Origin of the sequence: Ideonella margarita (assembly GCF_038066635.1) — a bacterium.
Taxonomy (GTDB): domain Bacteria; phylum Pseudomonadota; class Gammaproteobacteria; order Burkholderiales; family Burkholderiaceae_C; genus Ideonella; species Ideonella margarita.
Map to the genome: position 1 here is coordinate 37,875 of NZ_JBBUTI010000008.1, position 12,609 is coordinate 50,483.

Below are 12,609 nucleotides of genomic sequence, written 5' to 3' on the forward strand. Positions count from 1 at the left end.
CGGGCGGGTGCAGCAATCGCGCCACACCCAGCCCCCTTGAACGGTGAAACATCGTGACTGCCGCTGCGCAAACTGAAGCGGTCGCCCTACCATCGACGCATGTCCGCTTCATGGCGGAACGTTGCCAGCCCCGGCATCACAAGCAAATCGGAGGATTTCCCATGGCTCACCGTGTTCCCCGTCGCTCCCTGACTTGCCGGCTCACCGCCTGCAGCCAGGCCGCCCTGTTGGCTGTGCTGGCCGCTGGCGCCACCGCCACGCTGGCGCAAGAGGCCGCCTCGCCGCAGAAAGTGGAGATCACGGGCTCGGCCATCAAGCGGCTGGACGGTGAAACCGCGCTGCCGGTGCAAATCATCACCCGGGAAGAGATCGCCAAGACGGGCGCCACCACGGCCTCGGAAATCATGGCCAAGCTCAGCGCGAACACGAATGCGCTGACCGACGGCGGCAGCATCGGCACCGGCGGTTTTCACGACCAGACCGGCTTCAACGCAGCCAACCTGCGCGGCATCGGCGTGTCGTCGACCCTGGTGCTGCTGAACGGCCGGCGCATGGCGAACTTCGCTTCGCCCGGTGACGACGCCGGCGTGGACCTGAACAACATCCCCGCCGCTGCCATCCAGCGCGTGGAAGTGCTGCTCGACGGCGCCTCGGCCATCTACGGCGCCGACGCCATCGGCGGCGTCATCAACTTCATCACCCGCTCTGATTTCCAGGGCCTGGAGCTGAACGCGCAACTCGGTGCCACCCAGGAAGGCGGCGCCGGCAAGCGCGCCTTCTCCATCGCCGGCGGCTTCGGCGATCTGAGCAAGGACGGCTTCAACGTGATGGGCGTGTTCGAGGTTCAGCGCACCGGCAGCCTGAGCACCTCGCAGCGCAAGTTCATTTCTGATCTGAAGATTCCTGAGCGCCTGCCGCACCTGCTGTCGAGTGCCACCAGCCCCGGCAACATCCGCTTGTCCAGCAGCCAGCGCGATCTGCTGCAGAGCGAAGGCTTCTCGACCAACGGCACCGACGTGATCGTCAACCGCACGATCAACCTCAGCGCCCCGACCTGCAATGCACCGCACACGCTGTACCTGCCCAACGGCATCGGTGGCGTCGACGGTTGCACCTACGACTACATGCGTGACGTCGAGCTCTATCCGAAGTCGGAAAAGCTCAACCTGCTGACGCGCGGCGTGCTGCAACTCAGCGGCACCCAGCAGTTGTTTGCCGAAGTCGCACTGAGCCGCGCCAAGACCTACTACGTGGGCACCTCCAACCGTATCGACGCCGACCTCGACGTGTCCCTGATTCCGCGCCTGGCAGCCACTGGCCTGGGCGCGCTGGATGCTGACGACGAAGACCGGATCATCACCGTGCGCACCCGGATGCTGGACGCCGGCCGCCGCACCAGCGAGCTCACCAGCATCGGCCAGCGCTACACGCTCGGCACCTCGGGCACGGCTGGCGGCTGGGATTACGACGCTGCGCTGATCCACGCCGTCAACACCGTCAAAGACCGCGACACCCACGGCTACCTGCTCTACACGCCGATCATGGAGGGCTATGCCAGCGGCATCCTGAATCCGTTCGGAGAATCCAGCGCGGCAGGCAAGGCTTACCTGGAAGCCAACCAGGTGGACAACGTGGCGCGCAAGGCTCGCGGCACGATGGACAGCATCGATATCAAGGGCTCGCGCACCCTCACCACCCTGGCCGCAGGCGACGTCGCGATGGCACTGGGGGCCGAGTTCCGCCGCGAGGCATCACGCTTCGAGGTGTCCGACCTGCTCGTGAGTGATGAAATCCTCGGAGACGGCACGCCGGGCGACAACCAGAACACCCGCAACGGCCGCAACGTGGCCGCCGCCTTTGCTGAGTTGAGCGTGCCGCTGGCCCAGGGCCTCGACCTGCAAGCCGCCGTGCGCCACGACCGCTACCAGGGCGTGGGCAGCAGCACCAACCCCAAGCTGGGCCTGCGTTACCAGCCCAGCAAGGAATGGCTGCTGCGCGCGTCGGTGGGCACGGGCTTCCGCGCGCCGTCGCTCTCAGACCTGTACCGCCCGAACCGCAGCAGCGAAACGTCGGTGCTGCCTGACCCGGTTTACTGCGGCGACAACGACAACGACTATTCGGTGTGCGCCGACAACTGGACCACGCGCATCTACAGCAACCCGGCCCTGAAGCCTGAGCGCTCACGCCAGTTCTCGTTCGGTACGGTGTTCGAGCTCAACACCCACTGGAACTTCAGCGTTGATTACTGGAACATCCAGAAGCGTGACCTGATCAGCGAGATCGGCGAAGACGTCATCCTGGGCGACCTGGCGAAGTACGGCAACCTGGTGCACCGCTACAACCAGGACGGCGACCCGCTGTGCGACTACGATCCGGACGACAACACGATCTGCTACATCGAGCTACGCAAGGACAACCGAGGTCGCCAGAAGACCGCCGGCATCGACATCGTGGCCGAGCTGCGCAAGCTGCAGACCAGCGTGGGCACCTTCGGGGCACGCCTCTCGGGCACCGTGGTACTCACCTCCAAGCGCCAGGCCACCGCCGGCGACAGCTACGTCAGCAACCTCGGCCGCTTCGTCACCGACGGTGTGGTGCAACGCTGGCGCCACCGCCTGAGCGTGGACTGGGAGCAGGGCCCGCTGGCCCTGACGCTGGGCAATACCTACTCATCTGGCTATGAAGACCAGAACTCGGCCATCGACACCGACAGCGGCACCGTGGTGGCGAAGAACCGGGTGAAGGCCTACTCGCTGTGGGACGTGTCCGGCAGCTACCAGGTCAGCAAGGAATTCCGCCTGCGCGGCGGCATCCAGAACCTCACCAACGCCGCGCCGCCCTACTCGAACCAGGCCTACTTCTTCATCAACGGCTACGACCCGAGCTACACCGACCCACGCGGCCGCTACTTCTACCTGAGCGCCCAATACCAGTTCAAGTGATGCACCCTTGAACGATAAAGCCCCGCCGGCATCGCGCCGAGTGGGGCTTTTTCATGGGTCGAGTGGATCGCGAAGGCTTACTTGCCGCCCGTCAACTTGCGCTTGAGTTCCAGGCCCAAGCCCTGGTTCACGAACTGGTAGGTGGCCACACGGCTCAGGTCCACGTCACCCGCCTTGTACAGGCCGGCGCGCACCATCTTGTCGTAGAAGTCCTTCACGCGCTCAGGCTTCATCGCGCCGAGGCCCAGCTTCAAGCTGTCGCCACTGTCGACCACGCCCAGCTCCTTCATCAAGGCCACCGACTGCTGCAGCGTGGCGGCATCCATTTCCGGGTTCTCTTTCAGGATCAGCGCGTCGGCCTTGCTGCGGTCACCGTACAGGTAGTTGTTCCAGCCGACGATGGACGCTTCGACGAAGCGCTTCACCAGCTCGGGGTTCTTCTGCACCGTGTCCACGCGGGCTTCGATGGTGGTGCTGTAGGTGGAATAGCCGTGGTCCGCCAGCAGGAACACCTGGGGCTTGAAGCCGCCCTGCTTCTGCACGCTGATCGGCTCTTCCACCGCGTAGGCCTGCTGGATGCTGCGCTTGTCGGCCAGGAAGGGGCCGAGGTTGTAGTTGTACGGGCGCAGCTGTTCGTCCTTGAAGCCGTAGTCGGCCTTCAGCCAGGCCCACCACGAGAACTGCGCGTCCTTGGCAATGAAGGCCACCGGCGCACGGGTGAGGTCAGTGAACTTCAGGTAACCCTGGCCCGGCTGGGCCATCAGGGCCTGCGGGTCTTTCTGGAACATGCTGGCCACGGCCACCACGGGCACGCCGTTCTTGACGTTGTCAAAGCTGTGCAGCAGATTGCCCGTCATCAGGAAATCGATCTTGCCGGCCGGCAGCAAGGGGCGGTTGTTCACCTGCGGACCGCCCTGGCGGATCTCCACTTCCAGGCCGTACTGGCGATAAGTGCCATCGGCCAGCGCCTGATAGAAGCCGCCGTGCGCCGCCTGGGCCTTCCAGTTGGTAGCGAACACGACCTTGTCGGCCGCCTGGGCCGCCGTGGCCGCGCCCAGCACGCCCAGCGTCAGTGCGCCGGTGCGAATCAGGCTATACAAGGGGGTGGACATGAGCTGGGCCTCCGCGCCAATCAAACAAGACCGCCGATGGTAGCGGCTCACCAAGTCCACAGGTTCCGGGGTGGTTACCGCGGTGGCTGGGCCGGGCTCAGGCGATCAGCGCTCAACCCGTTCAGCGCGGCTCGGAGCCATGCCAGCCGCGCAGCAGCCGGCGCGAGAGGGCTTCAAACAACAGGTGGATGGCCACGCCCGTGAGCGACACCAGCACCAGCGCCGCGAACATCTTCGGGATCTCGGTGCGGAACGCCGCCTCGAGAATGCGCGAGGCCAGGCCCGTGTTGCGGCCCGCGGCACCGGCCGTGAACTCGGCCACCACGGCGCCGATCAGGCTCAAGCCGCCGGCCACCTTGAGGCCGGAGAGAAAGTACGGCAGCGCCGTGGGCAGCAGCAGGAAGCGCAGCGTTTGCCAGCGGCTGGCACGGTACAGCCGGAACAGCTCCACCAAGCCAGCGTCCGCGCTGCGCAAGCCGGCCAGCGTGTTGGCCAGCACCGGGAAGAAGGCGACGATCCAGGCGCAGATCAGCACCGTGGCGCTGGCGCTGTCGGTCAGGATCATGATCAGCGGCGCCACGGCGATGATGGGCGTGACCTGCAAGACCACCGCGAACGGCGTCAGGCTCCACTCCAGCCAGCGCGAGAGCGCAAACGCCCCGGCCAGCGCCACGCCACCAAATGTGGCCAGGGCCAGCGCTGTGAGCGTGATGCGCACGGTGACCCACCAGCTGCCAGCCAGTGAGCCGAAGTTGTCATACAGCGTCTGCAGCACCAGCAGCGGGCCCGGCAGCAGGTAGGGCGGAATGTCCCAGAAACGGACAGCCGCCTCCCAGCCTGCAAAGAACACGCTGACGGCCAGCAGTGGCGCCAGCCAGCGGCCCGCAGGCCGTTGCTGGCGACCGGCTTCAGCCAAGCGCTGTCTCCTCGCTGGCGCGCGCCAGCGATTCAGTCAGGCGGGCACAAGCCTGCAGATAGACCTTGGACTGGCGGAACGACGCATCACGCGGGTAGGCCGCCTTGATCTCGACCTCATCCACCACGCGACCCGGACGCGCGCTCATCACCAGCACGCGCTGGCTCAGGAACACGGCTTCGCCGATGCTGTGCGTGACGAACACGCTGGTGAAGGCGGCCGCGCCACGGGGCTTCGGCTTCCACAGTTGCAGCAGCGCTTCGTTCAGGCCGTTGCGCGTGATTTCGTCGAGGGCCGCGAACGGCTCGTCGAGCAGCAGCAGCGAAGGCTGGGTCACGAGTGCGCGGGCGATCGCGGCGCGCATCTTCATGCCTCCCGACAACTCACGCGGCGAGCTTTCAGCAAAATCACCGAGGCCCACCAGCTGCAAGGCAGCGCGGGCGGCCTTCTCGCGGGAGTCGGCCGGCGCGCCCTGCAAGCGCAGTGGCAGCTCGACGTTGGTGGCCACATTGGCCCAAGGCATCAGCGTCGGTTCCTGGAACACGAAACCGGTGTCGCCGGCCGGGCCGCGTGCGGCCTCACCCTTGCGCAACACCTCGCCTGCGCTGGCACGGTCCAGGCCTGCCATCAGGCGCAGCACCGAGCTCTTGCCGCACCCGGACGGGCCCAGCAAGCTGACAAATTCACCCTGACCGATCTGCATATCGACGCCTTCCAGCGCCAGCAAACCAGTCTCGTAGCGGCGGTCAACCGCCTTCAGTTCGATAAATTGAGAGGACTTCACGGGCCGAACTTTATCGCGAGCTGGAAAACCACCCGCCAAAGTACCCGACTGCGGCCATGTCGGCGTGCCCTTTTTCACCTTGATTTTCCGTGTGGCTCATGTGGTGAGCCACCTTGAGAAAGCAGCTCAGCGCACCGGCTCGTCCGTCTGCACCAGCACGCTGGATGCAGCCGCCACCACATGCGCCGTGAGCTCGGCCGCCATCGGCAAACTCTGGCGGCATTGCCAGTAGAGCGGCACCCGCCATTCGGCTTGCGGCCCCAGCGCCACCAGGCGCCCGTCGGCCAAGGCGGCGCGCACCAGCGGCTCGGGGTTCATGCCCCAGCCCAGGCCGGCCAGGCTGGCATCCACAAAGGCTTGCGTGGCCGGCAACCAGTGCGTGGGCGGGCTCGCATTCACGGCGCCCTGCTGCTCCATCCACTGGGCTTGCAGCCGGTCGCGGCGGCTGAAAGTGAGGCACGGCGCGGCGGCCAGGGCCGATGCGTTCACGCCGTCCGCAAAGTGGCGCGCCATGAAAGCCGGGCTGGCCGTGGCCACATACCGCAGCGCCCCCAGCGGCACGCTGCGGCACCCGGGCACCGGCTTGGCCAGCGCGGTGATGGCGGCCACCACCTGGCCGGCGCGCAGGTGGTCGGCGGTGTGTTCCTGATCTTCCAGATGCACATCCAGCAGCACCGGCAAACTGGCCGCCACGGCCGCCGCGGCGGGCACGAACCAGGTGGCCAGGCTGTCGGCATTCACGGCCAGCGGCAAGGTGACAGGCGCTGCCGCTTCACCGGCCAGACCGGGCAAGCGCTGGTGCAAGGCCTGCTCGAGCAAGGCCACTTCTTCGGCATGCCGACACAGCGCCAAGCCGGCCGATGTGGCGCGGGTGGGCAGCTCACGCACCACCAGCACCTGGCCGCAGCGTTCTTCCAGCAAGCGCACGCGCTGCGACACCGCAGACGGCGTCAGGTGCAGGGCCCGGGCCGCGCGCTCGAAGCTGCCTTCGCGCACCACCGTGGCCAGTGCGTTGAGCAAGGCGTAATCGAACATCTTCAGCATCTCTTCAGGGGCTGAAGCAAGTCTAACTGGCGGTGGTGCGCCGGCCCGGGCATGCTGCGCGGCATGCTGAATCTCTGGCCTTTTCCCCTTGATGCCGCGCTGGGTGGCTTCGTCTTGAGCCTCGGACTGATCGTCGCGATTGGCGCCCAGAACGCCTTCGTGCTGCGCCAGGGTCTGCGCCGTGAACACGTCGGCGTGCTGGTGCTGGCCTGCAGCCTGAGTGACGCCGTGCTGATGGCCATTGGCGTGGCCGGCCTGGGCAGCCTGATTGGCGAGAGCGTCTGGCTGGCGCGTGGCCTGGCTGCCGTCGGCATGGCCTTCCTGCTGCTGTACGGCCTCCGGTCGCTGAAGCAAGCGATGCACCCCGGCAGCCTGGAGGCCGCACAAGGCCCGGCCCTGAGTCTGCGTGCCGCACTCATGCAACTGACCGCCTTTACCTTGCTCAACCCGCATGTCTACCTCGACACCGTGCTGCTGGTGGGCTCGGTAGGTGCCCAGCAACCCGACGCCTCGGCGCGGGTGGCCTTCGTGGCCGGTGCGGCCTCTGCCAGTGTGCTGTGGTTCACCGCGCTGGGTTATGGCGCGCGGTGGCTGTCGCCGCTGTTCGCGCGGCGCCGGGCCTGGCAGGTGCTGGACGTGGTGATCGGCCTGATGATGATCGCGCTGGCGGTGTCGCTGTGGCCGATGGTGCTGGGCACCGTGTAGGCTTCGCCCATGTTGCTTGGAAGCTTGTTTGCCCTGCTCGCGGGCCTGATGTGGGGGCTGGTGTTTGTCGGCCCCACCTTGTTGGCCGATTACCCGGCCGTGATGCTGTCGTTCGGACGCTACCTGGCCTTCGGCCTGATCGCGCTGCCGCTGGGCTGGATGGACCGCCATGCGCTGCGCCAGTTCAGCCGAGGCGACTGGCTCGAAGCCCTGAAGCTGTCGATGGTCGGCAATGTGCTCTATTACCTGTGCCTCTCGGCCGCCATCCAGCGGGCCGGCGGGCCGTTGCCCACCATGCTGATCGGCACGCTGCCGGTCGTGATCGCCATCACCTCGAACCTGCGCGATGCGCGCCGTGACGGCCGCCTGCCGTGGCTGAAGCTGGCCCCGTCGCTGGGCCTGATCGCGGCGGGCATCGCGCTGGTCAACCAGGTGGAGCTGGCCCATCTGCGCGCTGATCCGAACGCCGATGCAGGCCGCTACGCCGTCGGCGCCTTGCTGGCCCTGGGCGCCGTGGTCTGCTGGACCTGGTACCCCATCCGCAATGCCGACTGGCTGCGCCACCACACCGACCGCAGCCCGCGCGCCTGGGCCACCGCCCAGGGCCTGACCACGCTGCCGCTGGCAGTGCTGGGCACGGCCGGCACCTGGCTGTGGTTCAGCCTGACCGACGCCCCCTGGCAGATGCCCTTCGGCCCGCGCCCCGAGGCCTATGTGAGCCTGATGCTGGCCATCGGTTTGCTGTCGTCGTGGCTCGGCACGCTGTGCTGGAACGAGGCCAGCCAGCGCCTGCCCACCACGCTGGTGGGCCAGTTGATCGTGTTCGAGACCCTCTCCGCGCTGGCCTACGCCTACCTGCTGCGCCGCACCTGGCCTGAGCCGGCCACGCTGGCTGGCGTGGCGTTGCTGGTGGCGGGCGTGATGTGGGCGCTGCGCGTGCGCCCGGAACCGCTGGCCGCAGAAGCCGCTCCGCACTGAGCGGGCTCAAGCCGCCCCCATGGCAGCCGATAAGACAGAACTGAACTGCCCGGGCCGCTGCCATGCTGACCTCTGAATCCTCTGTCCTGAAGATCCTGCTCGTTGATGACTCCGCCTCGCACCGCATGGTGCTGGCGGCCGAGCTGGACGCCATGGGACACGACACGGTGGAGGCAGACTGTGCGGAAGACGCCTTGCGCCTGTACAAGCTGGAGCGTCCCGACATCGTGCTGATGGACGTGGAGATGCCCGGCCACAACGGCCACTGGGCCGCCCACCAGATCCGCCTGAGTGACCCGGAAGCCTGGACGCCGATCATCTTCCTGTCGGGCCTGGCCCGCGACGACGACCTGGCCGCAGGCATTGATGCCGGCGGCGACGATTACCTGTTCAAACCCGTGTCACCGGTGGTGCTGCAAGCCAAGTTGCGGGCCATGCAGCGCCTGCGGGCACTCAGCCAGCAGCTACTCACGCTGACCGACCAGCTCCGCGCCAGCAACGCCGACCTGCAGGAGCTGTCGCTCAGAGACCCGCTGACCGGGCTGACCAACCGACGCGGCCTGGACATCCGCCTGGACGAGGAATTGCGCGCCGCCCGCCGCGAAAAACTGCCCCTGACCGTGCTGCTGCTCGACGTCGACAACTTCAAGCTCTACAACGACACCGCCGGCCACTTGCAGGGCGATGACTGCCTGCGGCGCATCGGCCAGTTGCTGGCAGGCACCTGCCGCCGCCCGCGTGACCTGGCAGCCCGCTTTGGCGGCGAAGAGTTCGTGATCCTGCTGCCGGGCACCTCGCACTCGGGCGCGATGCTGTTTGCCAAGGCGCTGCGGCGCACGGTGCACCAGCTGGCCCTGCCGCACCCGGCCCACGGCGGCGAGCGCTGCGTGACGATTTCCGGCGGCATCAGCACCGCCGTGCCCGACGGCAACAGCACGATCGAATCGCTGCTTTCGCGCGCCGATGCCGCGCTCTACACGGCCAAATCCCTCGGCCGTGACCGCTTCTTCTGCTTCGAGACGCAGACCGACACCACCACCGGTGTGGCCGAGGCGGCCAACTACGACCGCGACAAGGGCAGCTCGGCCGACCTGTTCTGAGCGGGCGTCAGCGCTTCAGGGCCTGGCCGCTTCAGCGACGCAGCCGGCAGGCATCGCCGCTGGCTTCGCGGCGCACTTCCACGCAATCGAGCTTGGCCGCGTACAGCAGCTCCATCGCGCGCCAGATGTAGCCGCAGAGGTTCTCCAGCGTGGCCGGCCCCAGGCCCGCCACTTCATCGAGGAAGCGGTGGTCGAGTTCGCGGCGCAGGGTTTCGATCGCCCGGCGCAGATGGCCGAGGTCCACCACCATGCCGCTGCCGGCTTCCGGCTGGCCGGCCAGCGTGATCTGGGCGATGTAGGTGTGGCCGTGGATGCGCAGGCTGGGCTCGACGTCCACGTTGCGGCGCAGGGTGTGCGCGGCTTCGAAATAAAAGGTCTGGCTGAGTTCGTACTTCATGGCGTTGTCCTTCGGGGCGCTTCAGCGGAAGCCCAGCACTTTGTGGGTCTGCACCGACAGGCGCCAGCGCGGGTCAGCCATGCAGAACTCGGTGGCAAGCTGGGCATTGCGGCGCGCCAGCGGGCCGTCCATGGCCTGCACGAAATGGTGCTCGAACGGCAGCTCGGCCAAGGCGGCCAGGTCCAGGCCGTCCTGCGGAATCACCACCTTCAGCTCCTGCCCCTGCGTGACGCGCAAGGTGCTGCCAGCCTTCGGGCTGACGCACAGCCAGTCGATGCCGGCCGGCGGCTCGACGGTGCCGTTGGTTTCCACGGCGATCTCGAAGCCTTCAGCATGCAGCGCCTGCACCAGTGCGTCGTCGACCTGCAGCAGGGGCTCGCCGCCGGTCAGCACCACCAGGCGTGCGCCGCGCTCGTTCGGCCACTGCGCAGCCACCATCGCGGCCAGCTCGGGCGCGGTGGGGTACTTGCCGCCCAGGGTGCCGTCGGTGCCGACGAAGTCGGTGTCGCAGAACTGGCAGACGGCGCTGGCGCGATCTTCCTCACGGCCCGTCCAGAGGTTGCAGCCGGCAAAGCGGCAGAACACCGCGGCGCGCCCGGCATTGGCGCCTTCCCCTTGCAGGGTGTAGAAGATTTCCTTGACGCTGTAGGTCATGGCAGCAACGGGTGGGTCGCAAAACAGGCGACGCCCGGGAGGGTGGAACACCCCTCGATTGTCGGTCATGGGCGCGTTGTGCGCTGCGCCACAATGCCCGCATGGCATCAAAACCTGCGCACGGGCACCCGCTGGACGACTGGCTGCCGCAGCACCAGTTCAGTGAAACCCACAGCACGCTGGTGGCCGCCACACCCGCCCGCTGCCTGGCCGCCGCGGCCGCGCTGAACCCCGACGACGACCGACTCATCGGTGCTGCACTGGCCCTGCGTGAAGCCCCGGGCCGGCTGGCCGAGGCGCTGGGGTTGCGCGGCGCACTCAGCCAGCGTCGGCGCTTCGGCCTGCAAGACTTTCTGCTGTTGGAGAACGACGGCGTGCACCGCCTGGTCTACGGCCTGGTCGGGCAGTTCTGGCGCGCCGACTACGGGCTGCGGGTGATGAACACGCCCGAGCAATTCCGCGCTTTTGATGAGGCCGGCGTGGCTCGGCTGGCGCTGAGCTTTCACACCGAGCCGGAAGCCGGCGGCCAGCGCACGCGGCTGATCACCACCACCCGCTTGTTCGGCCCCGACGCCCAGACCCTGGCGCGGCTGCGGCCCTACTGGTGGCTGATCCGGCCGGTCAGCGGATTGATCCGCCAGCGGCTGCTGGGCACGGTCCGGAGAAGCGCCGAAGCCACCGCCGCCGGTTGATCAGCGCAGCTCGGGCAGGGCCTCGTCGAGCACTTCCACCCAGTGCCGCACCGGGCGATCACTGCCCGATTGCAGGTGCTGGATGCAGCCGATGTTGGCCGACACGATGGTCTCGGCCTGCACGGGCTCCAGGGCCTTGAGCTTGCGGTCGCGCAGTTGCAACGCCAGCTCGGGCTGCAGCACCGAGTAAGTACCGGCCGAGCCGCAGCACAGGTGGCTGTCGCAAGGCGCGGTCTGCACCGCAAAGCCGAGCTCAGCCAGGTGGGTCTCCACGCCGCCGCGCAGTTGCTGGCCGTGCTGCAAGGTGCAAGGCGGGTGGTAGGCCAGCGGCGTGGGCTCGAAGCTGTCGGCCTCGTGGCGGCTGCGGCGGCTGCTGATCAGCGGCTTGAGCTTGGGCACGAGGTCAGGCAGCAACTCGCTCAGGTCGCGCGTCAGGGCGCTGATGCGCTCGGCCTTCTGGGCGTAGTCCGGGTCATGGGCCAGCGCGTGGCCGTAGTCTTTCACCGTTGCGCCGCAGCCCGAGGCATTCATCACGATGGCCTCGACGCTGCCCGCTTCGGTCAGGCCCTCCACCAGCGGCCACCAGGCGTCGATGTTGCGACGCATGTCGGCCAGGCCACCCTCCTGGTCGTTCAGGTGGCTGCGAATGGCGCCGCAGCAACCGGCGCTGTCGGCCACCACGGTCTGGATGCCGGCGGCGTCGAGCACGCGGGCGGTGGCCGAGTTGATGTTGGGCATCATCGCCGGCTGCACGCAGCCCATCAGCATCAAGACCTTGCGGGCATGCGTGCGGGTGGGCCAGCGGTGCGCGGCTGCGCCACTGCGCGCCGGCACCTTGTGCTTGAGCGACTTGGGCAGCAGCGGCCGCACCACCTGGCCCATCTTCATGGCCGGCGCGAACAGCGGCGAGGTCAAGCCTTCCTTGAGCAACCAGCGCACCGCGCGCTCGGGCGCCGGACGCTCAACCTTCTGGTCGACCAGCTTGCGGCCGATCTCCACAAGGTGGCCGTATTGCACGCCGCTCGGGCAGGTCGATTCGCAGTTGCGGCAGGTCAGGCAGCGGTCCAGGTGCTGCTGGGTGGACCGGCTCACCGCCCCGCCCTCCAGCACCTGCTTCATCAGGTAGATGCGGCCGCGCGGGCCGTCGAGCTCGTCGCCCAGCAGCTGGTAGGTCGGGCAGGTGGCGGTGCAGAAGCCGCAGTGCACGCACTTGCGCAGGATGGCCTCGGCGGCCTCGCCGTCAGGGGTGCCGGCGTACTCGGGGGCAAGTTGGGTTTGCATGGCG

12 protein-coding genes are annotated in these 12,609 nt (G+C 67.7%); 5 read left to right on the forward strand and 7 right to left on the reverse strand.

What is annotated here, in order from left to right; all coding sequences use genetic code 11:
* Nucleotides 1-161 precede the first annotated feature (161 nt).
* Nucleotides 162-2,942, forward strand: coding sequence for a TonB-dependent receptor (locus AACH00_RS12645; protein ID WP_341399509.1), 2,781 nt, complete (start codon nucleotides 162-164; stop codon nucleotides 2,940-2,942).
* A 77-nt stretch (nucleotides 2,943-3,019) separates the two neighbouring features.
* Here AACH00_RS12645 and AACH00_RS12650 read toward each other — a convergent pair whose 3' ends face one another.
* The 4 genes from AACH00_RS12650 to AACH00_RS12665 form a co-directional block, all read right to left on the reverse strand.
* Nucleotides 3,020-4,054 (reverse strand): ABC transporter substrate-binding protein, encoded by a 1,035-nt coding sequence (locus AACH00_RS12650; protein ID WP_341399510.1) that lies wholly within the window; start codon nucleotides 4,052-4,054, stop codon nucleotides 3,020-3,022.
* A 121-nt stretch (nucleotides 4,055-4,175) separates the two neighbouring features.
* Complete coding sequence (locus tag AACH00_RS12655) at nucleotides 4,176-4,970, reverse strand: ABC transporter permease (RefSeq protein WP_341399511.1); 795 nt, start codon at nucleotides 4,968-4,970, stop codon at nucleotides 4,176-4,178.
* A complete protein-coding gene (locus AACH00_RS12660) occupies nucleotides 4,963-5,754 on the reverse strand; it encodes an ABC transporter ATP-binding protein (protein WP_341399512.1) in 792 nt (263 codons plus the stop codon). The genes AACH00_RS12655 and AACH00_RS12660 overlap by 8 nt, the downstream gene beginning before the upstream one ends.
* A 126-nt stretch (nucleotides 5,755-5,880) precedes the next feature.
* Nucleotides 5,881-6,789 (reverse strand): LysR family transcriptional regulator ArgP, encoded by a 909-nt coding sequence (locus tag AACH00_RS12665; protein ID WP_341399692.1) that lies wholly within the window; start codon nucleotides 6,787-6,789, stop codon nucleotides 5,881-5,883.
* Between the two features lie 72 nt (nucleotides 6,790-6,861).
* Between AACH00_RS12665 and AACH00_RS12670 the strand changes: the two genes are divergently transcribed.
* The 3 genes from AACH00_RS12670 to AACH00_RS12680 all read left to right on the forward strand — a co-directional run bounded on the left by AACH00_RS12670 (nucleotide 6,862) and on the right by AACH00_RS12680 (nucleotide 9,581).
* The gene (locus AACH00_RS12670; protein WP_341399513.1) at nucleotides 6,862-7,503 is read left to right on the forward strand and encodes a LysE/ArgO family amino acid transporter; all 642 of its coding nucleotides are present in this window, start codon (nucleotides 6,862-6,864) and stop codon (nucleotides 7,501-7,503) included.
* A gap of 9 nt (nucleotides 7,504-7,512) precedes the next feature.
* The gene (locus AACH00_RS12675; protein WP_341399514.1) at nucleotides 7,513-8,481 is read left to right on the forward strand and encodes a DMT family transporter; all 969 of its coding nucleotides are present in this window, start codon (nucleotides 7,513-7,515) and stop codon (nucleotides 8,479-8,481) included.
* A 62-nt stretch (nucleotides 8,482-8,543) separates the two neighbouring features.
* On the forward strand, nucleotides 8,544-9,581 hold the full coding sequence (locus tag AACH00_RS12680; protein ID WP_341399515.1) for a GGDEF domain-containing response regulator: 1,038 nt from the start codon (nucleotides 8,544-8,546) through the stop codon (nucleotides 9,579-9,581).
* 31 nt (nucleotides 9,582-9,612) lie between these two features.
* Here the strand turns inward: AACH00_RS12680 and AACH00_RS12685 are convergent, their stop codons facing one another.
* Both AACH00_RS12685 and queE read right to left on the reverse strand, forming a co-directional pair.
* Entirely contained in the window at nucleotides 9,613-9,978 is a 366-nt protein-coding gene (locus AACH00_RS12685) for a 6-carboxytetrahydropterin synthase (RefSeq protein ID WP_341399516.1), read from the reverse strand.
* 21 nt (nucleotides 9,979-9,999) lie between these two features.
* Nucleotides 10,000-10,632: a 7-carboxy-7-deazaguanine synthase gene (queE, locus tag AACH00_RS12690; protein WP_341399693.1), complete on the reverse strand. Its 633-nt coding sequence runs from the start codon at nucleotides 10,630-10,632 to the stop codon at nucleotides 10,000-10,002.
* Between the two features lie 101 nt (nucleotides 10,633-10,733).
* Here queE and AACH00_RS12695 point away from each other — a divergent pair, with 101 nt between their 5' ends.
* Entirely contained in the window at nucleotides 10,734-11,324 is a 591-nt protein-coding gene (locus AACH00_RS12695; RefSeq protein WP_341399517.1) for a hypothetical protein, read from the forward strand.
* On the opposite strand, the gene glcF is transcribed toward AACH00_RS12695, so the two are convergent.
* Complete coding sequence (gene glcF, locus AACH00_RS12700; RefSeq protein ID WP_341399518.1) at nucleotides 11,325-12,605, reverse strand: glycolate oxidase subunit GlcF; 1,281 nt, start codon at nucleotides 12,603-12,605, stop codon at nucleotides 11,325-11,327.
* Nucleotides 12,606-12,609: the final 4 nt, after the last annotated feature.

Coding starts and splice junctions, on each gene's coding strand:
- AACH00_RS12645 (WP_341399509.1), top strand. CDS start 162: ATGGCTCACCGTGTTCCCCGTCGCTCCCTGACTTGCCGGCTCACCGCC.
- AACH00_RS12650 (WP_341399510.1), bottom strand. CDS start 4,054: ATGTCCACCCCCTTGTATAGCCTGATTCGCACCGGCGCACTGACGCTG.
- AACH00_RS12665 (WP_341399692.1), bottom strand. CDS start 6,789: ATGTTCGATTACGCCTTGCTCAACGCACTGGCCACGGTGGTGCGCGAA.
- AACH00_RS12670 (WP_341399513.1), top strand. CDS start 6,862: ATGCTGAATCTCTGGCCTTTTCCCCTTGATGCCGCGCTGGGTGGCTTC.
- AACH00_RS12675 (WP_341399514.1), top strand. CDS start 7,513: ATGTTGCTTGGAAGCTTGTTTGCCCTGCTCGCGGGCCTGATGTGGGGG.
- AACH00_RS12680 (WP_341399515.1), top strand. CDS start 8,544: ATGCTGACCTCTGAATCCTCTGTCCTGAAGATCCTGCTCGTTGATGAC.
- AACH00_RS12685 (WP_341399516.1), bottom strand. CDS start 9,978: ATGAAGTACGAACTCAGCCAGACCTTTTATTTCGAAGCCGCGCACACC.
- queE (WP_341399693.1), bottom strand. CDS start 10,632: ATGACCTACAGCGTCAAGGAAATCTTCTACACCCTGCAAGGGGAAGGC.
- AACH00_RS12695 (WP_341399517.1), top strand. CDS start 10,734: ATGGCATCAAAACCTGCGCACGGGCACCCGCTGGACGACTGGCTGCCG.
- glcF (WP_341399518.1), bottom strand. CDS start 12,605: ATGCAAACCCAACTTGCCCCCGAGTACGCCGGCACCCCTGACGGCGAG.